This window comes from gamma proteobacterium symbiont of Scutellera amethystina, assembly GCF_059730845.1.
In genome coordinates this window covers 520,194-542,437 of sequence record NZ_AP035936.1, presented here as the reverse complement: position 1 = coordinate 542,437, position 22,244 = coordinate 520,194, and the positions used below count along the sequence as shown (strand labels likewise).

At 59.2% G+C, this 22,244-nt stretch carries 23 protein-coding genes; 13 read left to right on the top strand and 10 right to left on the bottom strand.

All coding sequences use genetic code 11. From position 1 onward, the window contains the following. Positions 1 to 164 precede the first annotated feature (164 nt). The 6 genes from AC6I79_RS22545 to AC6I79_RS22520 are packed head-to-tail and all read left to right on the top strand — an operon-like array spanning position 165 to position 6,495. Complete coding sequence (locus AC6I79_RS22545) at positions 165 to 1,370, top strand: SfnB family sulfur acquisition oxidoreductase (protein WP_278426926.1); 1,206 nt, start codon at positions 165 to 167, stop codon at positions 1,368 to 1,370. Between the two features lie 9 nt (positions 1,371 to 1,379). Then, on the top strand, positions 1,380 to 2,582 hold the full coding sequence (locus AC6I79_RS22540) for an SfnB family sulfur acquisition oxidoreductase (RefSeq protein WP_264252036.1): 1,203 nt from the start codon (positions 1,380 to 1,382) through the stop codon (positions 2,580 to 2,582). Then, positions 2,579 to 3,940, top strand: coding sequence for an LLM class flavin-dependent oxidoreductase (locus AC6I79_RS22535; RefSeq protein ID WP_021508959.1), 1,362 nt, complete (start codon positions 2,579 to 2,581; stop codon positions 3,938 to 3,940). Before AC6I79_RS22540 ends, AC6I79_RS22535 begins: the two co-directional genes overlap by 4 nt. Before the next feature lie 20 nt (positions 3,941 to 3,960). After that, entirely contained in the window at positions 3,961 to 4,761 is an 801-nt protein-coding gene (locus AC6I79_RS22530; RefSeq protein WP_021508960.1) for a MetQ/NlpA family ABC transporter substrate-binding protein, read from the top strand. Between the two features lie 2 nt (positions 4,762 to 4,763). After that, a complete protein-coding gene (locus tag AC6I79_RS22525) occupies positions 4,764 to 5,861 on the top strand; it encodes a methionine ABC transporter ATP-binding protein (RefSeq protein WP_498027792.1) in 1,098 nt (365 codons plus the stop codon). Further along, positions 5,845 to 6,495 (top strand): methionine ABC transporter permease, encoded by a 651-nt coding sequence (locus AC6I79_RS22520; RefSeq protein WP_021508962.1) that lies wholly within the window; start codon positions 5,845 to 5,847, stop codon positions 6,493 to 6,495. Before AC6I79_RS22525 ends, AC6I79_RS22520 begins: the two co-directional genes overlap by 17 nt. A 7-nt stretch (positions 6,496 to 6,502) precedes the next feature. Here AC6I79_RS22520 and AC6I79_RS22515 read toward each other — a convergent pair whose 3' ends face one another. Further along, entirely contained in the window at positions 6,503 to 7,405 is a 903-nt protein-coding gene (locus AC6I79_RS22515) for a LysR family transcriptional regulator (protein WP_021508963.1), read from the bottom strand. 100 nt (positions 7,406 to 7,505) lie between these two features. Here AC6I79_RS22515 and AC6I79_RS22510 point away from each other — a divergent pair, with 100 nt between their 5' ends. Further along, positions 7,506 to 8,570, top strand: a complete 1,065-nt coding sequence (locus AC6I79_RS22510) for an SDR family oxidoreductase (RefSeq protein ID WP_498027791.1) — start codon at positions 7,506 to 7,508, stop codon at positions 8,568 to 8,570. A gap of 21 nt (positions 8,571 to 8,591) precedes the next feature. Here AC6I79_RS22510 and AC6I79_RS22505 read toward each other — a convergent pair whose 3' ends face one another. The 4 genes from AC6I79_RS22505 to AC6I79_RS22490 are packed head-to-tail and all read right to left on the bottom strand — an operon-like array spanning position 8,592 to position 11,596. Next, positions 8,592 to 9,221 (bottom strand): NrsF family protein, encoded by a 630-nt coding sequence (locus tag AC6I79_RS22505; protein ID WP_498027790.1) that lies wholly within the window; start codon positions 9,219 to 9,221, stop codon positions 8,592 to 8,594. Further along, on the bottom strand, positions 9,214 to 9,765 hold the full coding sequence (locus AC6I79_RS22500) for a sigma-70 family RNA polymerase sigma factor (protein ID WP_498027789.1): 552 nt from the start codon (positions 9,763 to 9,765) through the stop codon (positions 9,214 to 9,216). Before AC6I79_RS22500 ends, AC6I79_RS22505 begins: the two co-directional genes overlap by 8 nt. A gap of 17 nt (positions 9,766 to 9,782) precedes the next feature. Further along, positions 9,783 to 11,012 carry a protein-disulfide reductase DsbD family protein gene (locus tag AC6I79_RS22495; protein WP_498027788.1) on the bottom strand — a complete coding sequence of 410 codons (1,230 nt, stop codon included), beginning with the start codon at positions 11,010 to 11,012 and terminating at the stop codon, positions 9,783 to 9,785. 14 nt (positions 11,013 to 11,026) lie between these two features. Next, positions 11,027 to 11,596, bottom strand: coding sequence for a peroxiredoxin (locus AC6I79_RS22490; RefSeq protein WP_498027787.1), 570 nt, complete (start codon positions 11,594 to 11,596; stop codon positions 11,027 to 11,029). A 184-nt stretch (positions 11,597 to 11,780) separates the two neighbouring features. Here AC6I79_RS22490 and AC6I79_RS22485 point away from each other — a divergent pair, with 184 nt between their 5' ends. Next, on the top strand, positions 11,781 to 11,936 hold the full coding sequence (locus AC6I79_RS22485; protein WP_021508969.1) for a hypothetical protein: 156 nt from the start codon (positions 11,781 to 11,783) through the stop codon (positions 11,934 to 11,936). Between the two features lies 1 nt (position 11,937). Here AC6I79_RS22485 and AC6I79_RS22480 read toward each other — a convergent pair whose 3' ends face one another. Beyond that, positions 11,938 to 12,600, bottom strand: coding sequence for a TetR/AcrR family transcriptional regulator (locus AC6I79_RS22480; protein WP_058770292.1), 663 nt, complete (start codon positions 12,598 to 12,600; stop codon positions 11,938 to 11,940). A 78-nt stretch (positions 12,601 to 12,678) separates the two neighbouring features. On the opposite strand from AC6I79_RS22480, the gene AC6I79_RS22475 reads away from it, so the two are divergent. The 5 genes from AC6I79_RS22475 to AC6I79_RS22455 all read left to right on the top strand — a co-directional run bounded on the left by AC6I79_RS22475 (position 12,679) and on the right by AC6I79_RS22455 (position 16,173). Then, positions 12,679 to 14,196, top strand: a complete 1,518-nt coding sequence (locus tag AC6I79_RS22475; RefSeq protein ID WP_159377637.1) for an MDR family MFS transporter — start codon at positions 12,679 to 12,681, stop codon at positions 14,194 to 14,196. A 259-nt stretch (positions 14,197 to 14,455) separates the two neighbouring features. Continuing rightward, a complete protein-coding gene (locus AC6I79_RS22470) occupies positions 14,456 to 15,007 on the top strand; it encodes a C40 family peptidase (RefSeq protein WP_021508972.1) in 552 nt (183 codons plus the stop codon). 320 nt (positions 15,008 to 15,327) lie between these two features. Further along, the gene (locus AC6I79_RS22465; protein ID WP_059009207.1) at positions 15,328 to 15,543 is read left to right on the top strand and encodes a YdgH/BhsA/McbA-like domain containing protein; all 216 of its coding nucleotides are present in this window, start codon (positions 15,328 to 15,330) and stop codon (positions 15,541 to 15,543) included. A gap of 141 nt (positions 15,544 to 15,684) precedes the next feature. After that, entirely contained in the window at positions 15,685 to 15,843 is a 159-nt protein-coding gene (locus tag AC6I79_RS22460; protein WP_165899342.1) for a hypothetical protein, read from the top strand. A 114-nt stretch (positions 15,844 to 15,957) separates the two neighbouring features. After that, positions 15,958 to 16,173 carry a YdgH/BhsA/McbA-like domain containing protein gene (locus tag AC6I79_RS22455; RefSeq protein ID WP_058770290.1) on the top strand — a complete coding sequence of 72 codons (216 nt, stop codon included), beginning with the start codon at positions 15,958 to 15,960 and terminating at the stop codon, positions 16,171 to 16,173. Between the two features lie 351 nt (positions 16,174 to 16,524). Here AC6I79_RS22455 and AC6I79_RS22450 read toward each other — a convergent pair whose 3' ends face one another. From AC6I79_RS22450 to AC6I79_RS22435, 4 genes are all read right to left on the bottom strand, one after another. Further along, positions 16,525 to 16,803: a hypothetical protein gene (locus AC6I79_RS22450; RefSeq protein WP_021508976.1), complete on the bottom strand. Its 279-nt coding sequence runs from the start codon at positions 16,801 to 16,803 to the stop codon at positions 16,525 to 16,527. Between the two features lie 176 nt (positions 16,804 to 16,979). Beyond that, positions 16,980 to 18,917, bottom strand: coding sequence for a MacB family efflux pump subunit (locus AC6I79_RS22445; RefSeq protein ID WP_127834973.1), 1,938 nt, complete (start codon positions 18,915 to 18,917; stop codon positions 16,980 to 16,982). Next, positions 18,914 to 20,089, bottom strand: a complete 1,176-nt coding sequence (locus AC6I79_RS22440; RefSeq protein ID WP_222952401.1) for an efflux RND transporter periplasmic adaptor subunit — start codon at positions 20,087 to 20,089, stop codon at positions 18,914 to 18,916. Before AC6I79_RS22440 ends, AC6I79_RS22445 begins: the two co-directional genes overlap by 4 nt. Positions 20,090 to 20,232: 143 nt before the next feature. Beyond that, on the bottom strand, positions 20,233 to 21,945 hold the full coding sequence (locus AC6I79_RS22435; RefSeq protein WP_264444085.1) for an ABC-F family ATP-binding cassette domain-containing protein: 1,713 nt from the start codon (positions 21,943 to 21,945) through the stop codon (positions 20,233 to 20,235). Positions 21,946 to 22,244: the final 299 nt, after the last annotated feature.

Sequence of the window (22,244 nt, the reverse complement as noted above, 5' to 3'; positions counted from 1 at the left end):
TTATTCTCTTTCTGCATGCCGTTTGCCGGATATAGCATAACCGCGCTCTTTACCGCTGTTATTCCCGCTGATTATCATCGCGCCCAATCTGTTATTAAATTACGGCTCTCTGCCCTGGCAGAATGAGCCTGTGAATCACAGCAAAATAAAAAGTGAATCCAGCGATGACGCAATTCAGGGCTCAACAACTTCAGCGCGCGGCGGTGATCACGTCTGACGCGGCGGCAATCGATGCCGCCCGCCATCTGGCGGAACAGGCGAAAGCCGGGGCAGCCGAACGCGACCAACAGCGTATCTATCCGCGTGAACTGCTCGATCAGTTCACCCAGCTGGGGCTGGGCAGTATCAGCGTGCCGCGCCAGTTTGGCGGCGGCGGTTTGTCTTTTGCTACCGTGGCGGAGGTGTTCCGCCTGATCTCCGCCAGCGATCCGTCGCTTGGCCAGATTCCGCAAAACCACTTCGGGCTGATTCAGTTCATCCTGGGGGAAGGCAGCGCGCAACAGCAGCAGCGCCTGCTCAGCGCGGTGGTACAGGGCCAGCGGCTTGGCAACGGCGGTCCGGAAAAGAACAGCAAGCACACGCGTGATGTGCAGGCGCAGCTGGTGTCAGGCCCGGAGGGGTTACGGCTCAGCGGTGAAAAGTTCTATTCAACCGGTGCACTGTTTGCCGACATTCTGGTGACCACCGCGCAGCAGGAGGGCCAGCCGGTGATGGCGTTCATTCCGCTGCCGGCGGCAGGGGTGGAGATTATCGATGACTGGTCGGGTATCGGTCAGCGCACCACCGCCAGCGGCACGGTGAAGCTCCAGCAGGTGGCGGTCGATGCCGGTTTGACCATCGCGCTACCGTCGCCCGATAAGCCAACGCTGCGCGGTGCCGTATCGCAGCTGATCCAGGCCGCGATTGACGCCGGGATCGCCCAGGGCGCGCTGGATGAGGCGCTGGCGTTTATTCACAGCAGCTCGCGTCCGTGGGTGGACGCGGGCGTGAGCCGCAACGCAGACGATCCTTACATTCTCGCCGATGTCGGGCGTATCAGCACCGAACTGAGCGCCGCCAACGCGCTGCTGGTGCGGGCGGCGCGCGTACTGGACAGCATTGACCCGCACGCGCTTACCGCTGCGCACTGCGCGCGCGCCTCCATCGCGGTTGCAGAAGCCAAAGTGCTGACCACTGAAATTGCGCTGAAAGCCAGCGAAAAGCTGCTGGAGTGGAGCGGCAGCCGCGGCACATTGCTGAAACACGGGCTGGACCGCCACTGGCGCAACGCGCGCACCCATACGCTGCACGATCCGGTGCGCTGGAAAACGCACGCCATCGGCAACTATTACCTCAATGATGTTCTGCCCGCGCGTCATGCGTGGATTTAAGGAGCGATGATGACGCAGGTTTTCGCTAAACAGCCGGCAGCACGCATCCGCAGTGCGCAGCAGGCCCTGCAGGTGGCAGAGGAGCTGGCTGGACGCTTTCGCAGCGGCGCAGCGCAGCGCGATCGGCAGCGTGAGCTGCCACATGCTGAACTTCAGCACTATTTCCAGTCCGGCCTGGGCGCCATTACCGTGCCGCGTGCGTGGGGCGGTATTGAGATTTCCAGCGCAGAACTGGCGCAGATTTTTGTCATTCTCAGCGCTGCCGATGCATCGATCGGTCAGGTGCCACAAAACCACTTCTACGCGCTGGAAGTGCTGCGCGTTAACGGCAGCGACGCCCAGCAGCAGCGGCTGTACAACGAAGTGCTGGCGGGCGTTCACTATGGTAACGCGCTGGCGGAGTTCGCCTCCGCGGCGGCGCATCAGCGCACCACCGCCTTCAGCCAGACCGCCAGCGGGCTGCGCCTCAACGGCGACAAATTTTACTGCACCGGGGCGCTGTTTGCCGACCGCATCCCGACGCTGGCCATCGCCGATGACGGCAAAGAACAGCTGGTGTTTGTGCCGCGCCATCAGCCGGGCGTGACGGTGATTGATGACTGGAGCGGTTTCGGCCAGCGCACCACCGGCAGCGGCAGCGTGCAGTTTCGTGATGTGGCGATCGCGCCGGACGATGTGGTGCCGTTTCACAGCGCGTTTGAGCGGCCGACCACTGTCGGACCGTTTGCCCAGATTATGCATGCGGCTATCGACCAGGGCATTGCCCGCGCGGCCTTCAACGACATGCTGGCTTTTGTGCAGCAGCGCGCGCGGCCGTGGCCGGACAGCGGCGTCGAGCGAGCCTGTGACGATCCGCTGACGCTGGATCGCACCGGGCGGCTTGCCGCACGACTCAGCGCCGGTGATGCGTTACTGGATGTCGCCGGGGAGGCGGTCGATGTCGCCCAACGCAACCCGAGCGCTGAACACGTCGCGCTGGCATCGGTTGAAGTGGCGAAAGCCCGTGCCTGGACCACTGAGGTGGCGCTGGAAGCCGGCAACCTGCTGTTTGAGCTGGGCGGATCGCGCGCCAGCCTGCGCGAGCACAATCTCGATCGCCACTGGCGCAACGCGCGTACCCACACGCTGCATGACCCGGTACGCTGGAAATATCCGGTCATCGGCAACTATTTGCTTAACGGCGTGCTGCCGCCGCGACGGGGAACGCTATGAGCCGCAAACAGATTCTGCTCAATGCTTTTAACATGAACTGCGTGGGGCATATTCACCATGGCATGTGGACCCATCCGCAGGACCGCTCGGTGGAGTTCAATTCGCTGGCGTACTGGCTGGATTTAGCGCGTCTGTTGGAGCGTGGCCTGTTCGACGGACTGTTCATTGCCGATATTCTCGGCGTTTACGATGTGTATCAGCAGGGTATCGGCCTGACGGCGCGCGAGTCCATTCAGCTGCCGGTGAACGATCCGCTGATGCTGATTTCCGGCATGGCAAGTGTGACGCAGCATCTGGGCTTTGGCGTGACCGCCAATCTCAGCTACGAAGCCCCTTATCCTTTTGCCCGCCGCCTGTCGACGCTCGACCATCTGACCAATGGCCGCATCGGCTGGAACATCGTGACCGGCTATCTCGACAGCGCGGCGCGCGCCATGGGGCAGCAGCAACTGCTGGCGCACGATCGGCGCTACGACCAGGCCGATGAATTTCTTGATGTCACTTATCAGCTGTGGGAAGGCAGCTGGCAGGACGATGCGTTGCTGGCCGACAAACAGCGCCGGCTGTATGCCGACGCGCAGAAGATTCACGCGATCAATCATCAGGGCGAATTTTATCAGGTGCAGGGCTATCACCTGAGCAGCCCTTCACCGCAGCGCACGCCGCTGCTGTTCCAGGCAGGCTCATCCGCGCGCGGCGTGGCGTTTGCTGCGCGACACGCCGAGTGCAGTTTCGTGAATGCCAGCTCGCCAGCGGCGCTGCGCGAGCAGGCGCAGCGTCTGCGCCACGCGGCGGTGGCGGCGGGTCGCCAGGCGGACGACTTACGCATCTTTATGGGCGTCAGCGTGATCGTCGCCGCCAGCGAACGCGAAGCGCAGGAGAAGCACCGCAGTTATCTGGAATACGCCAGTGCTGAAGCGGGCATTGCGCACTTCTCCAGCTCAATTGGCGTCGATCTCGCCGCGTTTGGCCTCGATGAACCGATTCACAGCGGCGACACGCGCGCCATTGAATCAGTGAGCAAAGCCTATAACGGCTGGACGCGTCGCCAGCTGCTGGAGCAGCACGCGCTCGGTAGCCGCTATCCGGTGATTGTCGGCAACCCGTCTCAGGTCGCCGACCAGTTGATCCGCTGGATTGATGAAGGCGACATCGACGGCTTCAATCTGACGCGCATCCTGAATCCGCAAAGCTACCGCGATTTTATTGAGCTGGTGGTGCCGGAACTTCAGCAGCGCGGCCGCTTCAAAACCGCCTATCAGCCGGGATCGCTCCGGCAAAAAATTTTTCAGCAGCAGGATCGTCTGCCCGCGCGCCACCCGGCCGCGCGCTGGCGGCCTGCGGCTGACGTTCGTTAATTTAACCTCAGGAAATCAGGATGAAATTTGCCTCATTAGTGGCGCTGAGCGCCGCAATATTAACCGCCAGCGCGTTTGCCGCCGGTGACTACAGCGGTGCCCTCAAAGTCGGTACCACGGCGGCTTTCGCGCCGCCGCTGGAAACCGCCGTGGCTGAAGCGAAAAAGCAGGGACTGCAGGTGGAGCTGGTGGAGTTCACCGACTGGACTGCGCCGAACGTGAGTGTGGAAAATGGCGACATTGACGTCAACCTGTTCCAGCACAAGCCGTTTCTTGACAATGCCAACCGCGAGGGCGGTTTCCATCTGGTGCCGTATGCGCCCGCCATCATCAATAACATCGGGCTCTATTCGAAGAAGCACACGGCAATCGATCAGATTCCGGACGGCGGCACGGTGGCGATTGCCAATGACCCAATTAACGGTGCGCGCGGATTGCTGCTGTTGCAAAAAGCGCAGCTGATTACGTTAAAACCGGGCAGCGGGCTGAAATCCACCGTGGATGATATCGCCAGCAATCCCAAACACCTGAAAATCATCGAAGTGGAGGCGGTGCAGCTGTCGCGCTCGCTGGATGAGGTCGACCTGGCGCAGGGATATCCGCACTATCTGCGTTTGTCGAAGACCATCGACCCCAACAAGGCCCTGTTATTTGATGGCCTTGAGCATCCGGAATATGTGATTCAGTTCGTGATTCGCGATGGACATCAGGACGATCCGCGTCTCAAAAAGTTTGTTGATATCTATCAGCACTCGCCGGTGGTGCGCGCGAAGCTGGATGAGTTCTACGGCAAGCTGTATCAGCCGGGCTGGAGCCAGTAATCATGGTCAGCCTGACTCTTCTTGGCGAGCAGGCGGCGCTGCACACCACGACGCCGGTCGCGGGCCGTGCGCATGTGCAGATCCGCGGGCTGAGCAAACGCTATGACGGCCAGTCGCAGGATGCGCTGAAGCACATCGACCTTCAGGTTAAACGCGGCGAGATTTTTGGCATCATAGGCCGCAGCGGCGCGGGCAAATCGACGCTGATCCGCTGTCTGAACCGGCTGGAAAATCCGACGCAGGGTGCGGTGGTGATTGACGGTATCGATCTCAGTTCACTGAGCGCCAGCCAGCTGGTGCAGTGGCGGCGCCGCACCGGCATGATTTTTCAGCACTTCAATTTACTGTCCGCTAAAACGGTGCGGCAAAACATTGAGCTGCCGATGAAGGTGGCCGGCATACCGGCGGCGCAACGGCGGCAAAAAGTGGATGAGCTGCTGGCGCTGGTTGGGCTGGAGGCGCGCCAGCATGCCTGGCCGGCGCAACTCTCTGGCGGGCAGAAGCAGCGCGTCGGCATTGCGCGCGCGCTGGTGCACGATCCGGAACTGCTGCTGTGCGACGAGGCAACCTCGGCGCTGGATCCGGAAACCACGCGCGCCATCCTCGCGCTGCTGAAAAAAATCAATCAGCAGCGTCATATCACTATTGTGCTGATCACCCATGAGATGGACGTGGTGCACGACCTGTGTCACCAGGTGGCGGTGATCGATCAGGGTGAAATCATTGAGCGCGGTCCGGTGTGGCAGGTGTACAGCGATCCGCAGCATGAGACGACGCGGCAGTTGCTTAATCCGCAATTCGGCGCGCTGCCGGAGGCCATCCAGCCGCTGCTGACGCCGCAACGTCAGGACGTGGACTCGCGTTTGCTGGTGCGGCTGCGCTACAGCGGGCAGGGCGCGCAACCGGATCTGGCGGCGATCAGCGCACAGGTCAGCGGCGAGCTGACACTACTGTATAGTGCGGTTGAATGGGTCGATCACAAACCCACCGGCCAGCTGTTGCTGCTGCTGGATGCCCGGCACGACGCGCCGGCAGCCCTTACCGCGCTTCATCCGCTGGCGGACCAACTGGAGGTTGCAGGTTATGTCACTGGCTATTGATCGTTTATGGCAGGGGTTGCTGGATACGCTGCTGATGGTCGGCGTGTCGTCGCTGCTGGCACTGCTGATCGGTTTACCGATGGCGGTGATTCTGGTGGTAACCGGGCGCGGCGATCTGTTCCCCAATCCGCTGCTCAACCGGCTGCTGGGCTGGCTGGTGAACCTGTTCCGCTCGATTCCGTTTTTGATTCTGATGGTGGCGCTGATCCCGTTTACCCGCTGGATTGTCGGCACTACCTACGGCGTCTGGGCGGCCGTGGTGCCGCTGACGCTGGCGGCGACGCCGTTTTTTGCCCGCATCGCGGAGGTGAGTCTGCGCGAAGTGGATAAAGGGCTGACGGAAGCGGCGCAGGCGATGGGCTTTCAACGCTGGCATATTGTCTGGCACGTGCTGCTGCCGGAAGCGCGGCCTGGCATCGTCAGCGGTTTTACCATTACGCTGGTGACGATGATTAATGCCTCGGCGATGGCCGGTGCGATTGGCGCCGGCGGGCTGGGCGATCTGGCTTATCGTTACGGCTACCAGCGTTTCGATATGCAGGTCATGCTCACGGTGATCGTGGTGCTGGTGGCACTGGTCACGCTGCTGCAGCTGTGTGGCGACCGGCTGTCGCGCCGGCTGAATCATCGCTAAAGGCGTTTTACCTGATCTGCAGGCCGTCAAGCGCCGCCAGCAGCGCGTCGACCTTCGGCAGCAGCTGTTTGCGCCGCGGCCAAATCACCGACAGCGGCAGACCGTCCGGCTGCTGCTGCGGCACAATCACTTCCAGCGCGCCGCTCGCCAGCGCGTCACGCACCAGCCATGACGGCATCTGCGCCACCCCAAGGCCAGCGCACAGCGCCTGCATTTGGGCATCCACGTCACCCAGCGCCATGCGAGACGGCACCTGACGCCAGTGCGGATGTCCATCCTCAGTGGTGAACAGCCACGGCTTGGTGCTGCCGTCAACGCGCTCGTACAGAATCGCCCGATGCCGCAGCAACTCACTCTCGCTGGTTGGTCTGCCTGCGCGCGCCAGATAGTCCGGCGCGGCGCAAAACACCATACGCTCGCGGCCCATCGCCCGGCAGCCGAGCGAGGCGGGCAGATCCGGCGAACCGCCGATGCGCACCGCGACATCAATGCCCTCATCAAACAGATCAATAAAGCGATCCGAGAAAGTCAGGCTGAGTTCCACATCCGGATGCTGCTGACAGAACGGAATCAGCAGCGGCATCACGCCGAGCCGGCCATAGGTATTCGGCACTGCCAGCCGCAATCGCCCGGAAGGAATGGTGCGCTGCGCCGCCAGTACCGCTTCGGCTTCCGCCAGCTCCTCCATAATCCGCAGGCAGGTCTGATAATAGGCGCTGCCGGCGTCGGTGAGCGTCAGGCTGCGGGTGGTGCGCTCCAGCAGGCGAGAGCCGAGCCGCGCTTCCAGCCGCGTCACGCTTTTGCTGATGGCGGAACCGGTCAGGTGCAGACGCTCAGCAGCAGCGGCAAAACTGCCGCTTTCAACACTGGCGACAAAAGGAACGATGTCTTTCAGACGCTGATCGTGCATGTATTGGTGAATCCAGTTCAGGAATGATGTGAATTAATGCCACGGCTAAGAATTTAATTCTCTATTACGCTAAGGATAACTGCAACAGAGGAGATTCGACATGCAAAAACAGGCGTTAATCGTGGGGATCAGCGGGGTTATCGGTCGTGCGCTGGCGGAAAGGCTGCAAAGTGAGGGCTGGCAGGTAACCGGTTTGTCGCGCGGACGCGGCGCCATTCCGGAAGGCTGCCGCAGTCTGACGGCCGATCTGACCGATGCAGAAGCGGTGCGCAATGCGCTGGCGCAGGAAAAACCGGATGCGCTGTTCTTTAGCGTCTGGTCACGCCAGGCGAATGAAAAAGAGAACATTCGCGTCAACGGCGGCATGGTGCATAACGTCATTGCCGCGCTCGGCGAGCGGCTGAACGGTGCGCATGTGGCACTGGTGACCGGGCTGAAGCACTACCTCGGTCCGTTCGAAGCGTATGGCAAGGGCGCGGTGCCGGTGACGCCGTTCCGCGAAGAGCAGGGACGTCAGCCAGTCGATAACTTTTACTATGCGCAGGAAGATGAAGTGTTTGCAGGCGCAGAGCAATATGGCTACAGCTGGAGCGTGCACCGTCCGCACACCATCATCGGTTATGCATTGGGTAACGCCATGAACATGGGGCAGACGCTGGCCGTTTACGCCACGCTGTGCCGTGAAAAAGGCTGGCCGTTCATCTTTCCCGGCTCGCCGCAGCAGTGGAACGGTCTGGCCGATGTCACCGAAGCCGGTTTACTGGCGGAACAGCTGCTGTGGGCGACCAGTGCTGAAGGGGCTGCCAATCAGGATTTCAATGCGGTGAACGGCGATGTGTTCCGCTGGAACTGGCTGTGGCCGCGTCTGGCAGACTATTTCGGTATTGAAGCTGCAGACTATCCGGCGCAGATGATGCCGCTGGAAGGACGCATGCACGAAGCCGCAGCGGCCTGGCGTGAGATCGCTGCGCGCTATCAGCTGCGTGAAGCAGACATCGATAAACTGGCGTCGTGGTGGCACACCGATGCGGATTTGGGCCGGCCGATGGAGGCGTTTACCGATATGAGCAAGAGCCGTAAAGCCGGCTTTACCGGCTATCGCGCCACGCTGGATTCCTTCACCCAGCTGTTCGACCGGCTGCGTGCGGAGCGCATCATTCCCTGATAGCGTCACTGGCCGGCCTCGTCAGGCGATCTGCACCCAGCGCCGGCCAAGCAATACGGTCAGCACGATGATGCTTACAATGGCCGCCAGGTGCTGCAGCAAATCCAGTGCATGCAGGTGCACCGGATGACAGAACGCCAGCAGGCTCACCGCCATGCAGGCGACGCCCAGGCCCGCCATGGCCAGACTGCGGGCCGGATAGAGCGCCCGCGTCCGGCGCAGACTGAGGATGGTCAGCAGCAGCATCGGCAGACTCACCACCAGCAGGAAAACAAAGCACGGCAGCGTGTCGTGCTGCTGCAGCGGCGCGGCCGTCTGCAGCAGACTGCTGGCGCTCAATCCCAGCCACAGCAGGCCCGGCGGCAACAGCAGCTTTGCGCTGATGCCGCGCCGGCCGGCAATGCTGAGTTCAAAGGCGCTGCGCATCGCCAGCAGCCCGAGGATAAAAGCCAGCATCAGTTGCAGCGCGGCCTGCATCGCGCCGGCCTGCGACCAGTCGGTCAGGGTGCGCGGCACCAGCAAACTGGCCGCGATGCCGGCCGGTAGCGCCAGCGCCAGCCAGCCCAGCACGCGTTTTCCGGTCGCCGGCGGGCGTTTCACCGGGCGCAGATCGCGCCCCAGTTTTTCAATCAGCAAATGATGGTCAGTCATGGTTTGCTCCAAAGCGGCGCAGATTGATGAGCGCGCGGTGCAACAGCGATTTCACCGCCGATACGCTCAGATTATGGTGTGCCGCCGCCTCGTTCAGGCTCATTTCATGCAAATGAACATGCTCAACGATTTCACGCTGACGCAGCGGCAGCTGGCTGAGATAGCCCGCCAGCTCCTGCCGGGTGTCCAGCTGCTGCTGTTCTGCCGTGCTGGCGGGATCGGCGGCCTGAGCGTCGTCAAGCGCGCAGTGCTGCTGGCGGCCGCGGCGGCGCAGGGCATCAACGGCACGCGCCGAGACTATTGCCGTCAGCCAGGGCAGAAAAGGGTAAGCGGGATCGTAGGTATGGCGTACGCGATGCAGCGTAAGCAGCACATCCTGAATCACATCTTCCGTTAGGGCTTCATCGCTCAGCCTGCGCCGCACCTGCGCGCGTATCACCGGCACCAGCGCCCGCAGCAGCCGGGTATAGGCACACTGATCCCCGGCCTGCGCGCGTTCCATCAGTCCGGGCCAGTTTTCACGTGCGCTATCGCCTGTGTGCATACGCTGCCTTGTTGCCGTTACGTCTTCTTCGCTGCCGCCTGGTTTAACGCATCCACTACGATGCCGGGTGTCAGCACCTGCGGCAGTACTTTCGGTGGTCCGCCATCAGCCGGATACACCAGGTACATTGGTAAACCGCCCTGACCAAACTCACTCATCACGTCATCAACGTCCGGGTTAAATTTAGTCGAGTCTGCCACCATGTACAGCGTACCGGTTTTCGCCAGTGCGGTTTTCACCGCCTGGGTCGACAGCGAGGTCTTCTCGTTCACCTGACAGGTGATGCACCATGATGCGGTAAAATCGACAAAAATCGCTTTGCCATGCCCGCGCTGAGCGGCCACCGCCTGCGGCGTCCACGTCTGTTTGCTGACCTGCGCCTGTATATCGCCTTGCAGCGCCGCGCCTGGCTTGATCAGCCCCGGCAGCGGCGCGATCACCGCAATCAGCAATATCGCCGTGACGCTGAACAGCGCTTTGTGCCCTTTTCCGGCAAAGCGGCGCTGCTGCGCCATGCCATACAGCCAGCCGGCAAACGCCAGTACCACCGAGGCGGCCAGCACAACGGCCAGCGCGCTGCTGCCCGCCTGCTGGGCCAGAATCCACACCAGCCAGGCCCAGGCACCGAGCATGGGAAAGGCCAGCCCGCGCTTAAGGATATCCATCCAGACGCCAGGACGCGGTAAAAATCGTGCCAGCGGCGGGAACAGCGACAGCAGGGTAAACGGCGCGGCGAAGCCGAGCGCCAGCGCAAAGAAAATGACCAGCGCAACCGCAGGGGGCTGCACCAGCGCGTAGCCGATGGCGCTGGCCATAAAGGGCGCGGCACAGGGTGTGGCTACGATGATCGCCAGTGCTCCGGTCAGCGCGGAACGCAAAAAAGCGCCGCGCTGGATGTCGATGGCCCCGACGCGCTGCACCGTTAGTCCCACCTCAAAGACGCCAAGCAGGTTAAGCGCGGCAGCCAGGATCACCAGCGACAGCAGGGCGATCACCAGCGGTGACTGTAGCTGAAAGCCCCAGCCGACCGCGGCGCCACCCGCGCGTGCGGCCAGCAGAATGCCAGCCAGCGCCATCATGGTCACCAGCACGCCGAGCAGGAGTCCGAGGCCTTCCCGGCGCGCGCTGGCAGCCTGGCTTTGATGGCGCAGCAGGCCAAGCGCTTTCAGCGAAATCACCGGAAAGACGCACGGCATGAGGTTGAGGATGATGCCGCCCAAAAAGGCGGCCAGCATCGCGGTTAACATGGCTGGCCTCTCACTTACTGCGCTTGCTGCGGATGCGCAGCGTCATACTCTTTCACCGCCGCCAGCGCTTTTTCGATATGGGTATCCGGGTTTCTGTCGGTATAGCTCAGCAGAATATTGCCGTTGGGGGCAATCACATAAGAGGTGCGGTCAGACAGCGTTTTGCCTTTTATCTGCATCAGCGTTTTATATTCGGCGGCCACTTTGGCACCCGGATCGGCAGCCACGGCGAATTTGTCACGGCACTCCAGCTTAGAAAAATCGCTGATCTGCTCGGTGTTACCGGCGGTGACGCCAATCACCGTGGCGCCCATTTTTTTGAAATCATCCGTGGCTTCGGCGAAGTCGTGCGCCTCGATGGTACAACCCGCGCTGAAGGCCGCCGGGAAGAAGTAGAGCACCACCGGCCCTTTTTGCAGCGCCTGCTGCAGCGAGAAGGTGAGCGGCTTACCGGCCAGCGCGCCCTGAAGTTCAAAGTCAGGTGCTTTGGCCCCGACGGGCAGCGCCGCGCTGGCAGCGAAGGCGGCGAGGCTCAGCGTGGTGCCGAGAGTGAGGGTAGCGATGAGATGCCTGATAGTTGTCATGATCTGCTCCTGCGGTGAAAGAGGTCCGGTTAGGGGTGTTCAGCCAGACAGTTCGCCGCAGTCGGTAAAAAAGTTGCGCGGAGGGCAAAAAAAAGCAGGGCAGATCCCTTTTTCCCGTCTCGTTTATTTATTCTTTGCGTGAAATCCTTACAATAATCGCCTGATGTTTTTTTAGGTTTTAGATATGTCTTCAACGTCTTGCGATAAACAGAACAGTGAAACCCAGCAGCTGCTGGCCTCCCTTGAACAGCACATTGCCGAGCCGCCTCCCCGGGTGCAGCCGGTGCCGGAAGATTTCTGGCAGCAGTTAGAGACGCTGACCCACGGCGACGACGCCTGACTCAGTTGCGCGGCTGTATACCGTGGCACACCATGCTCAGGGTGTGCTGCAGAATCATTTCGGTATCAAAGCCCGGCTCGTGGGCAAAGCGCGTAAAGGGCACCAGCACCATGCTGAGAATTGAGGTCATCAGCACATCGACATTCAGCTGGTTGTTCAGTAATCCCTGCTGCTGCCACTGAATCAGCAACGCGCGAATCCGTTCGCGTCCGGCATGACCGTGACGCTGTTTCAGCGTGCCGCCCAGCCCCTGACCACTGGCGACTTCCTGCAGCCACAGCGGTGCGAACCAGTCATGACTCAGCACGATATCCGCAAACTCTTTAATAAATCCGCTGATCGCAGCGACAGGGTCACTACTCTCTTCGACAAAATGCGCTTCCAGCCGTTGCCGTAACGGCACAAAGCGTTCCGCGACCACGGTATCCAGCAGTGACTCGCGCGACTGAAAATAGTAATTCAGCATGGCCGGGCTGACGCCAGCTTTACGGGCTATGGCGTTGAGCGAGGTTTCCGCGATGCCGTTTTGCGCATACAGCGCGAGCGTGATGTCCAGCAGGTGCTCGCGCTGCTGGGCATTGATTGCGCCGCCGCGTGGACGGCCCGGTCGGCGGGGTTTATCAGAAGGCGCTGTCTCGCTCTCCATCACTTTTTGTGCGGTCATCTTTACGTACTCACGGGTTTCGTGTCAGACTTCGATTAATATTAATTGTGCATTTAATTAATTTCAAACGGTGTCGTTATGAAACCTCAATCTATCACATCGCAGCGCGACAGCGGGGCAACCAGCCCGCCTTCCATTCACCTGCTGATGGGCGCGCTGATGCTGGTGATGCTGCTTTCCGCGCTTGATCAGACCATTGTCTCAACCGCGCTGCCGACTATCGTCGGCGAACTGGGCGGGCTGGATCGCCTGTCGTGGATCGTCACTGCTTACATGCTGGCTTCAACCCTGGTTGTGCCGCTATACGGCAAATTTGGCGATCTGTTTGGCCGCCGAATGGTGCTGCAAATCTCGGTGGTGCTGTTTTTGCTGGGCTCGGCGCTGTGTGGGCTGGCGCAAAACATGCCGCAGCTGATTTTTACCCGCGCACTGCAGGGACTGGGCGGCGGTGGATTGATGGTGGTGAGCATGGCGGCGGTCGCGGATGTCATTCCGCCCGCCGATCGCGGCCGGTACCAGGGCCTGTTTGGCGGCGTGTTTGGTCTGGCGACGGTGATTGGGCCGCTGCTGGGCGGTTTTATCGTGCAGCACATGTCCTGGCGCTGGATTTTCTACATTAATCTGCCGCTCGGCCTGCTGGCTCTGCTGATCATTAATGCGGTGTTTAAAGCGGATAGCCGACGCAAACCCCATGAAATCGATTATCCGGGTGCGGTGTTTCTCAGCCTGGCGCTGGTGGGCGTGACGCTGTTTACCAGTGAAGGCGGCACGCTGCGCGAATGGTCAGATCCCCAGCTATGGTGCATTCTGGCCATGGGGCTGGTTGGCGTGTTGGGGTTTATCTATGAGGAGCGACGCGCATGGGAACCGATCATTCCGCTGGATCTGTTCCGCAATCGCAGTTTTTCCCTCGCCAGTCTGATGGCGTTTATTATCGGCATGGCGCTGTTTGGCAGCGTGACGTTTTTGCCGCTTTATCTGCAGGTGGTAAAAAACGCCACGCCCACCGAGGCCGGACTACAGCTGTTACCGCTGATGGGCGGGCTGCTGGTCACCTCGATCATTAGTGGTCGCATGATTAGCCGCAGCGGGAAATACCGTTTGTTCCCCATCGCCGGGACGCTACTGGCCACAACCGGGATGGCGCTGATGACCACGCTGACGCTGGATGCGCCGCTCTGGCACATTTATCTGTTCTCCAGCGTGCTCGGCATGGGAATGGGCATGACTATGCAGGTGCTGGTGCTGGCGGTGCAAAATGCGGTGACGCCCGATCGCATCGGCGTAGCGACCTCATCGGTTACGCTGTTTCGCTCGGTGGGCGGTTCGATCGGCGTTGCGCTGTTTGGTGCCGTGTTCAGTCACGTGCTGAAATCCGGAGCGACCCGACTGATAGAGCAGGGTAACGTGCTGCCGCCTTCGCTGGATCCGGTCGCCGTGAACCATTTGCCTGCAGCGCTGCGTCAGGCTTATTTGCTGGTGTTCAGTGATGCGGTGCATGCCGCATTTCAGATGGCCACCGGCGTTATGCTGCTGGCGTTTATACTGTCGCTGCTGCTGCCGGAGTCGCCGCTGCGCGATAACGTGCGCAAATAAGCTTTCCGGTTATTTCGCAGCAGGTCCGTCGGTCAGGCTGCGGAATAAAATTTAAACGCAATTTGCCGGATAAATATGCGCTGTCGGCGCAAAGCAGCAAAAGATATAGATTTTTATCCTAAATACATAGCGTTACCATTCTGTAAACTTAGGTAAAAATAGTGAAGACAGCAAGAATTCGGGCGGAGACGCTTTATTTCTGCAACTTCTTTACGGTATAAATCTGCTATCCCTGTTATCCACTGTGAAACGTCACCCTATGATTGCTACTGCGGCCCGCAACCTGATTGCCTGCCTGATGTTATTAACCCTGGCTGGCTGCTCGTCTCACTCCTCGCCAGCACCGGAGCAGGAAAGTGTTGATACCTCGCAGGACGGTGGTAAACAGCCCGATTTAATTCCGGTAATAGCCGCTTTGCACGATCAAATGCATTCGTGGGAAGGCACCAAATATCAGTGGGGCGGAACGCAATTATCCGGTGTTGACTGTTCCGGATTTGTCTGGCGCACCTTAAAAGATCGTTTCAATATTCCCATGGATCGCGTCACAACGCGTGAACTGATTGCCATGGGTAAGCCGGTCGATCAGGCGCATTTACAGCCTGGCGACTTAGTGTTCTTCCGCATTAAGCATGAGCTGCACGTCGGCTTTTACGACACCGATCGCCAGTTTCTGCATGCATCAGTCAGCCAGGGCGTGATGCGCTCGTCACTGAATAATCCGTACTGGAAATCAGTATATTTAGAAGCCAGACGACTTCCGCGCGAGCAAAATTCGCAGATCAGTTTCAATTATAAAAATAAAGTCTGAGGTCAGACATCCCTCCACAAAGCCGCGGCGCGACATTTTCGCGCCCATGCTCAGACCCATCCCCCCGTCAACCATTCGTCTGCTGTTTCAGTGACAATTCGCCTTCAACATGATGGCTGCTTTAACGCTCTGTGCCGCTTTATGGGTATTGAAATCCAATCAACCTATTGATTATAAATAAATAATTCAAATATCACACATTAACAATTAGTGCGATCATAGTATTCGCACTAATTATCAATTTTGTAATAGTAAACATAGTTATTATTATCCCCATCGAAGGCGCAGCGCCTTCTCATCAAACGCTAAGGAATATGACCATGAAAGCTATCAAAACACTGACCATTGCCGCCGCCGCCGCGCTTTCCCTGATGTCTGCTGCCAGCTTCGCGCAAACCGTTTCAGCCACCTCCACCACACTGGATGGTGCCGAAGCGAAAATTGCCGCTCAGGCTCAGCAGCAGGGCGCGCAATATAAAATTCTGGAAGCCAGCACCAACAACCTGGTGCACATGACCGCTGAACTCTACAAATAATGGATGGTTGCACAGGGATGTGCCAGAACGGGTCGCCTGACGGGCGGCCTTTTTTGTCGTGCAGTCAGGCTCGCAGCGTATCAATCATTCTGGCGATATTGCTGAATATGCAGCGCAGACTGTCTGGCAGGAGAACGCAATATGCTGAACAACGTGGATATCAACCGGCAGGCGCTGGCTTTTGCAGATGCATTACGCACGCAACGCCATGCTCACGTTCCGGTGATTCGTTTTGCCCACTGGCCGCAATTTATCGCGACGGTGCGCGCTGAGCTGGCGCAACCGGGCGATCAGAAATAATTAGCACGATCACGATAACCGCACTAATTATCAATTGCAGTATAGTAACCTGAGTTATTATTAGTTCCATCGAAGGCACACAGCCTTCAGCCACAACCATTAAGGAATAAGACCATGAAAACCATTAAAGCTATGTCAATCGCCGCTGTTGCCGCTCTTTCACTGATGTCAGCTGCCAGCTTTGCCCAGAGCGTAACCGTGACTTCCTCTACGCTGGACGGTGCAGAAGCTAAAATCGCCGCGCAGGCGCAAGAGCAGGGCGCTCAGTATAAAATTACTGAAGCCAACACCAACAACCGCGTGCACATGACGGCTGAACTGTATAACTAAGTTCAGACTGGTTCACTGCGTTAAGGCCGCCTTCGGGCGGCTTTGCTGTTTCCGGCCCGGCTGAAAGCTATCAAAAGCAGCAGGCTGGCGTTCGAAATTTGACCAATCCTGCTCAGCGGGCGCAACAGGCGGAGCCCAGGCGTTTATCCACAGGATAAGCCAGCCTCTTTGCACGTCAGTTGTGGATAACTGCTTTAATATCAAACCGTCAGGCGACAAACGCTGAGTGGATTTCCCGACTTACCCGTCGGTTATTTTTCAGAAATGAATCCGGTTGCGGCTAAATAAACGCGAAGCGGGTGAGTTTATTTCACCATTTCAAAACACATTACGTTTGCGTAATCTGCACCGTTATTTTTTCTGGTCGTCGTCAAAATGGCGAGAGGGAATCAGATTTTTCTCTTTATTAACCGGCGTTCTTTTCGACCGGCCTTTGTCCAGCAGGCAGTCGCGGCAACAGGCTATTTGCGGATGGTGGATACGCGCTACCGTCAGCGCCTGATGCACGGTATACAAAGAGCCGATAAAGCGCTTTTCTTCTTCAAATTCCAGTACGTAACAGCCTTTTTTATGCAATACCCAGCCGGCGTCCGGATCGTGACATAAATAAAAATAGTGCGGTTCTAACATAACTTACTCTCGGGCGAGTGATGGCCATCGAATAGATAATCGGTGATGTGTCTAAATTAGAGACGCGTTCAGTCTACGCCGATGATGACCTGCGGGGCTAATTGATTTAATGACTTTCGGATTAGACCTGAAATGACCGGACCAGCATGAATAACGTGCCGGTCCGGTTGCTGATTTTATTCGCTGGCGAGCGCGGCGACCGGATCCATTCGTGCGGCTTTGCGCGCGGGCAGATAACCAAATATCATGCCGATAATGGTTGAGCAGGCAAACGCTGCGCCAGCCGATTGCCACGAGTAAATGGCGGTCAGCACGCCGCCAGCCAGTAGTGAAATGACCGGACCTATCACCAGAGACAGCGCCACGCCGAGCGATCCGCCCACCAGGCACACCAGCACGGCCTCAATCATAAATTGCTGCATAATGTCGCCGCGTCGCGCACCCACCGCCATGCGCACACCAATCTCGTGGGTGCGTTCGGTCACCGACACCAGCATGATGTTCATTACGCCAATACTGCCGATCATGAGCGCAATCGAAGCCACCAGTAAAATCAGCAGCGTCAGCGTGGCCGCCGCACCTTCTATCGCTTTACGATACTTGTCCCGGTTGAACATCAGGAAATCTTTGGTGCCGTGGCGCGCCGTCAGCAGCTGGGTGAGCGATTCCACCGCCGCACCGCTCACCACATCATCTTTAAGTTTGATGCTTATGCTGGTGAGCGCGGTCTGACCGCTGATGCGATACATCACCGTGCTCCACGGCAGCCAGACGCTGAGACGGTTGGGCGAAAGCCCATCTTCATTGTTGGCCACGCCAATAACCCGCACCGGCACCGATCCCAGCACAATCATTTTGCCAATCGGGCTCGGGCCCTGTTCGCCAAATAATTTATTGCGTGTGTTGATATCAATAATGACTTCCTGGCGCGCGTGCCGCTCATCGCTGAAGTTGCTGCCTTCCACCAGCTTAATGCCCTGAATGCGAAAATAGTCGACGCCTACGCCGGAAACTGAAGTTTTGGAGGCGTTGGCCAGGTAGCGAATGGGCTGTGTGGCGATGATCTCCGGACTGACGGCGGCGACAAACTGCTGGCGCGCAATCACATCGGCATCGGCCATCACCAGGGTTTGTACCGGATGCGCATCATCCTCGACATAATCGCCCCCGGCATAGATAGAAACCACATTGGTACCCAGTCCGGAAATGCTCTCCAGCGTTTTTTCCCGCGCGCCCTGGCCCAGCGCCACCACGGTGACGACGGCGGCAATGCCAAAGATGATGCCGGTCATAGTCAGTGCGGTGCGCAGGCGGTGGGCGTTCATGGCATTCAGCGCCATGCGTAATGATTCGCGCAGCCGGTCAAGCAGACCGCGGAATCTGCTTTGCCGCTTGCGTGGCGCTGGCGTAAAGCGCGTTTTTGCGGCCGTGGCAGCGCTGCCGCTGTCGGCAAAAATCTCGCCGTCCTGAATTTCAATGATGCGTTCCGCGTGCTGCGCCACTTTCATATCGTGGGTAACGATAATCACCGTGTGACCTTCGCGGTTCAGTTCGCTGAGGATGCGCAGCACTTCTTCACCGGAGTGCGAATCGAGCGCGCCGGTGGGCTCATCGGCGAGGATAATTTCGGCACCGTTGATCAGTGCACGCGCAATACTGACACGCTGCTGCTGGCCGCCTGACAGCTCGCCCGGCTTATGCTGTTCGCGCCCCTGTAATCCGAGCCGTGCCAGCAGCTGTGCGGCGCGCTGACGGCGTGCGGTGCCGGATAAATTGGCGTAAATCGCCGGTATTTCAACGTTGCTCAGCGCGCTGAGATCTGGCATCAGGTGATAGCGCTGAAAGATAAAGCCGATGTGCTCGCGCCGCACTTGCGCCAGCGCATCGGGCGAGAGCGTGGCGGTATTTTTACCGCCAATCAGGTAATTACCGCTGTCCGGCGCATCAAGGCAGCCAAGAATGTTTAGCAGCGTGGATTTGCCTGAGCCCGAGGGCCCGATGATCGCCACCATTTCGCCGCTGGCAATCTGCAGATTAATGTTTTTCAGCACCTGCAGGGATTGGGAACCATTGACGTAGCTGCGCTGAATGTTGTGCAGTTCGATGATATTCACATCACCACCTTGTCCGCGCCCGGCTGCTGCGTGGCAAGGATCACTTTTTCCCCTAAGCGCAGCCCGCTCAGCACCTGAATGTCAACGCTGTCGCTGATGCCGGTGGTGATGTAGCGCTTCTCAGGCTGATTATTTTGATCCGCGATTTCGACGTAAGTACGACCATCGCTGGCCTTTTTCGTGGCCTGTACCGGCACCAGCAGCGCGTTTTTCGCCTGGTCACGCAGCAGATTAACCTGCGCCGTCATGGAGATGCGCAGTGCATTATCCGGGTTCGGCACATCGAGCAGGGCGTTGTAATACACCGCCGCGTTCGTGCTGCTTACGGTATTGCTTTCGCTGTTACCCATCAGTGCATCATCTTTCATCACCGACTCAGGGGCCAGTTCGATGCTGCGCAGCGTGGCGTTGTAGCGTTTATCCGGATTGGCGAAAGTGGTAAACCACGCCTGCTGGCCGGGCTGAATATTGGTAATGTCCGCCTCGGAGATTTGCACTTTGATGGTCATGGTGCCGAGCTGCGCCAGTTTGGCGATGGTCGGGGCGCTCTGCACGGCGTTTACGGTCTGGCCCTGCTTCGTGACGATCGCCACCACCGTGCCGTCAATCGGTGCCATGATGCGCGTGTAGCCGAGATCGAGTTGCTTTTTATCCACTTCGATCTGCGCCTGAATCACCCGCGCCTGCTGCGCCGTCAGCTCTGCCTGGGCGATGCGCCACGCTTCGGCGGCGGTATCAAAATCCTGGCGGGAAACGGCGTTGGTTTTAATCATCTGCTGCAGGCGCTGAAACTGCGCCTGCTGGCGTACCAGCGTAGCCTGACGGGTCTGTAAATCCGCCTGCGCCACGCTCAGCGCCGCCTGCGCATTACGCAGATCGCTGCGCTGCGGCTGATCATCGATCTCCGCGATCAACTGGCCCTTGCGCACGTTGTCGCCGGCTTTGATATACAGCTTTTTCACCTGACCGGAGACCTGCGCACCGACGTTAACGCGCTCAATCGCGTCCATTTTGCCGGTGGCGGCAATCACGTTTTCGATGTCGCCCTGGCGCACCGCGGCGGTCATCAGCGGATTGGGTTTACTGCGTGACGCCGAATACGCCCAGAAAACCAGAATCATCACCAGCGCGGTTAGCGCGGCAAACAGCCATTTTTTCGTCATTGTGTGCATCATCGTCCCTTAAATTTAGCGAGAATAATAATCACTAAGCGGGATAAACTGGAGAAAAATTCTGCGGAATTTTGCCAGCCGCAGGGGAGTGCGCCATCCCTGGCGCAGGTTGTGGGTTAGCGATACCCCGTCCATCAATCCGTTCAGAGCAGATTCAGCTGTTGCTTCAGCTGCGCAATCTCCCTGCGCCACTGCTGCTGCTGCGCCGGTTTCTGATGCTTTGCCTTACGCGCTTCGTCCTGCTGCAGCTTTTCTTCCAGCACCAGCAGCGCCTGCAACAGCGCATCTTCATCGCCCGGGCGGTCATCGACGGCGGCAGCGGCAAGCGGGTGATCGACGGGCACATGGGCGGTGGCCAGCCTGGCGGTTACCTGCGACCAGTCGTGCCACTCGCTCAGCTGCTGCTGTTCAATCAGCCAGAAGCGATTGCAGCTGCTGGCGATCAGGCTGCGGTCGTGAGACACCAGCAGCACCGCGCCGGCGAACTGCTGCAGCGCCTGCGCCAGCTCCTCTTTGCCTGTCATATCCAGATGGTTGGTCGGTTCATCCAGCAGCAGCAGCGAGTAGCGCGCCAGCGTCAGGCCGACAAACAGCAGGCGCGAGCGCTCACCACCGCTGAGTGAGGCAACCTTCTGCTGGTGGCGCAGCCAGGGAAAGCCTGCGCTAATCAGCGCCATTTTGCACTGCTCATCGCTCAGCGCAGCGAAACCGTGCAGCGCCGCGCTTAACGTCTGGTCGTCACGCAACTGTTGCAGGCTCTGGTCGTAATAGCCGACGCGGGCGCGCGGATGAAACAGCGGGCTGTCGCCTTGCTGCCAGCTGTGCCACAGCTGGCGCAGCAGTGAGGATTTGCCGCAGCCGTTGTGGCCGACAATCGCGATGCGATCGCCACTTTTCACCTGCAGCGCCGGCAGGGAAAAAAGGGTCGGCGCCCCGGCAGCAGGCTGAATCGACATCGGCGGCAGCGCCAGCACGCGATCCGCCTGCAGCGCTTCGCCCTGTAACTGCAGCTGCCACGGACTGCCGGCGCTGAGCGTGGTCTGCGCGGCTTTCAGCCAGTCGATGCGCTTCTCCATCTGTTTTGCTTTACGCGCCAGACCTTCGTTGTCATAGGTCCGGCCCCAGATCGCCAGCCGTTTTGCGCTGCTCTCAACCCGGGCGATCTCCTGCTGCTGTGCCTGGTGGCGCTGCGCATCGGCTTCATCCTGCTGCGCCAGCGCCTCGCGGGCGGCCGTGCAGGGCAGACGGAAAACATGCAGCGTGCGATCGCGCAGGATTGCGCTGCAGTTGGTGACGCGGTCCAGCAGCGCGCTGTCGTGGGACACCAGCACAAAGCTGCCCTGCCAGCCGATCAGAAAGTTCTCCAGCCACAGCAGGGTCGGCAGGTCGAGATGGTTACCCGGTTCGTCCAGCAACAGTAAATCGGGCTGTAGAATCAGCGCACGCGCCAGCAACAGCCGCATATGCTGTCCGCCGCTCAGCGTCGCCGCAGTTTGTGACTGCTGCGCTGTGCTGAAACCCAGCGTATGCAGCAGCGCCTCAGCACGCCAGCGCTCGCTATTGCGCTGTGCTGCGGGCAGCCGGGCGATCACGCCATCCAGCAATGAGGCCTCAAGTAACGTTTCCGGCAGGTGTTGTTCAATGCGTGCCAGCAGACAGTGGCTGGCGGGTGTGACGCTACCGTGACTGGCGGCCAGTTCACCGCTGAGAATTTTCAGCAGGGTGCTTTTACCGCTGCCGTTGTCGCCAATCAGGCCGATGCGGTCGCCTTTTTTCAGGCTGAAATCCAGGGAATGGAAAAGCGGGCCAAAGGCATTGTCGAAGCCGACGGCATGTGCGGAAAGGAGTGTGCTCATCTACTTACTCTCAAGTTGCAGGCGCAAAAAAGCCTGACGTCAGAATTTCGCTGACGACAACCCGGTAAGCCGGAGAGAAGGGATTAAATTGTCAGAACTTCGCTCAGGCGGATTATCGCAGCACGAGTGCGGTAAAACCTGAGCGGGTCCAGTCACCATAGAAGTGTGAGTAAACAAACAGTTCACACGACGGCATAGAGTTCCTCCTTAGTTATCAGCAGGTGAATAAGTCAGCCGATAATAGTGGCGGAGTGCGGCTTTTTCCAGCGATTTGTATCGGCGTTGGTATAGTATGGCGT

Excerpts from the sequence above, each read along its gene's own strand:
- AC6I79_RS22470 (WP_021508972.1), top strand. The coding sequence starts at position 14,456 with ATGATTGCTACTGCGGCCCGCAACCTGATTGCCTGCCTGATGTTATTA.
- AC6I79_RS22485 (WP_021508969.1), top strand. The coding sequence starts at position 11,781 with ATGTCTTCAACGTCTTGCGATAAACAGAACAGTGAAACCCAGCAGCTG.
- AC6I79_RS22460 (WP_165899342.1), top strand. The coding sequence starts at position 15,685 with ATGCTGAACAACGTGGATATCAACCGGCAGGCGCTGGCTTTTGCAGAT.
- AC6I79_RS22530 (WP_021508960.1), top strand. The coding sequence starts at position 3,961 with ATGAAATTTGCCTCATTAGTGGCGCTGAGCGCCGCAATATTAACCGCC.
- AC6I79_RS22450 (WP_021508976.1), bottom strand. The coding sequence starts at position 16,803 with ATGTTAGAACCGCACTATTTTTATTTATGTCACGATCCGGACGCCGGC.
- AC6I79_RS22515 (WP_021508963.1), bottom strand. The coding sequence starts at position 7,405 with ATGCACGATCAGCGTCTGAAAGACATCGTTCCTTTTGTCGCCAGTGTT.
- AC6I79_RS22500 (WP_498027789.1), bottom strand. The coding sequence starts at position 9,765 with ATGCACACAGGCGATAGCGCACGTGAAAACTGGCCCGGACTGATGGAA.
- AC6I79_RS22525 (WP_498027792.1), top strand. The coding sequence starts at position 4,764 with ATGGTCAGCCTGACTCTTCTTGGCGAGCAGGCGGCGCTGCACACCACG.
- AC6I79_RS22535 (WP_021508959.1), top strand. The coding sequence starts at position 2,579 with ATGAGCCGCAAACAGATTCTGCTCAATGCTTTTAACATGAACTGCGTG.
- AC6I79_RS22480 (WP_058770292.1), bottom strand. The coding sequence starts at position 12,600 with ATGACCGCACAAAAAGTGATGGAGAGCGAGACAGCGCCTTCTGATAAA.
- AC6I79_RS22540 (WP_264252036.1), top strand. The coding sequence starts at position 1,380 with ATGACGCAGGTTTTCGCTAAACAGCCGGCAGCACGCATCCGCAGTGCG.
- AC6I79_RS22505 (WP_498027790.1), bottom strand. The coding sequence starts at position 9,221 with ATGACTGACCATCATTTGCTGATTGAAAAACTGGGGCGCGATCTGCGC.
- AC6I79_RS22520 (WP_021508962.1), top strand. The coding sequence starts at position 5,845 with ATGTCACTGGCTATTGATCGTTTATGGCAGGGGTTGCTGGATACGCTG.
- AC6I79_RS22510 (WP_498027791.1), top strand. The coding sequence starts at position 7,506 with ATGCAAAAACAGGCGTTAATCGTGGGGATCAGCGGGGTTATCGGTCGT.
- AC6I79_RS22440 (WP_222952401.1), bottom strand. The coding sequence starts at position 20,089 with ATGCACACAATGACGAAAAAATGGCTGTTTGCCGCGCTAACCGCGCTG.
- AC6I79_RS22475 (WP_159377637.1), top strand. The coding sequence starts at position 12,679 with ATGAAACCTCAATCTATCACATCGCAGCGCGACAGCGGGGCAACCAGC.
- AC6I79_RS22495 (WP_498027788.1), bottom strand. The coding sequence starts at position 11,012 with ATGTTAACCGCGATGCTGGCCGCCTTTTTGGGCGGCATCATCCTCAAC.
- AC6I79_RS22455 (WP_058770290.1), top strand. The coding sequence starts at position 15,958 with ATGAAAACCATTAAAGCTATGTCAATCGCCGCTGTTGCCGCTCTTTCA.
- AC6I79_RS22435 (WP_264444085.1), bottom strand. The coding sequence starts at position 21,945 with ATGAGCACACTCCTTTCCGCACATGCCGTCGGCTTCGACAATGCCTTT.
- AC6I79_RS22490 (WP_498027787.1), bottom strand. The coding sequence starts at position 11,596 with ATGACAACTATCAGGCATCTCATCGCTACCCTCACTCTCGGCACCACG.
- AC6I79_RS22465 (WP_059009207.1), top strand. The coding sequence starts at position 15,328 with ATGAAAGCTATCAAAACACTGACCATTGCCGCCGCCGCCGCGCTTTCC.
- AC6I79_RS22545 (WP_278426926.1), top strand. The coding sequence starts at position 165 with ATGACGCAATTCAGGGCTCAACAACTTCAGCGCGCGGCGGTGATCACG.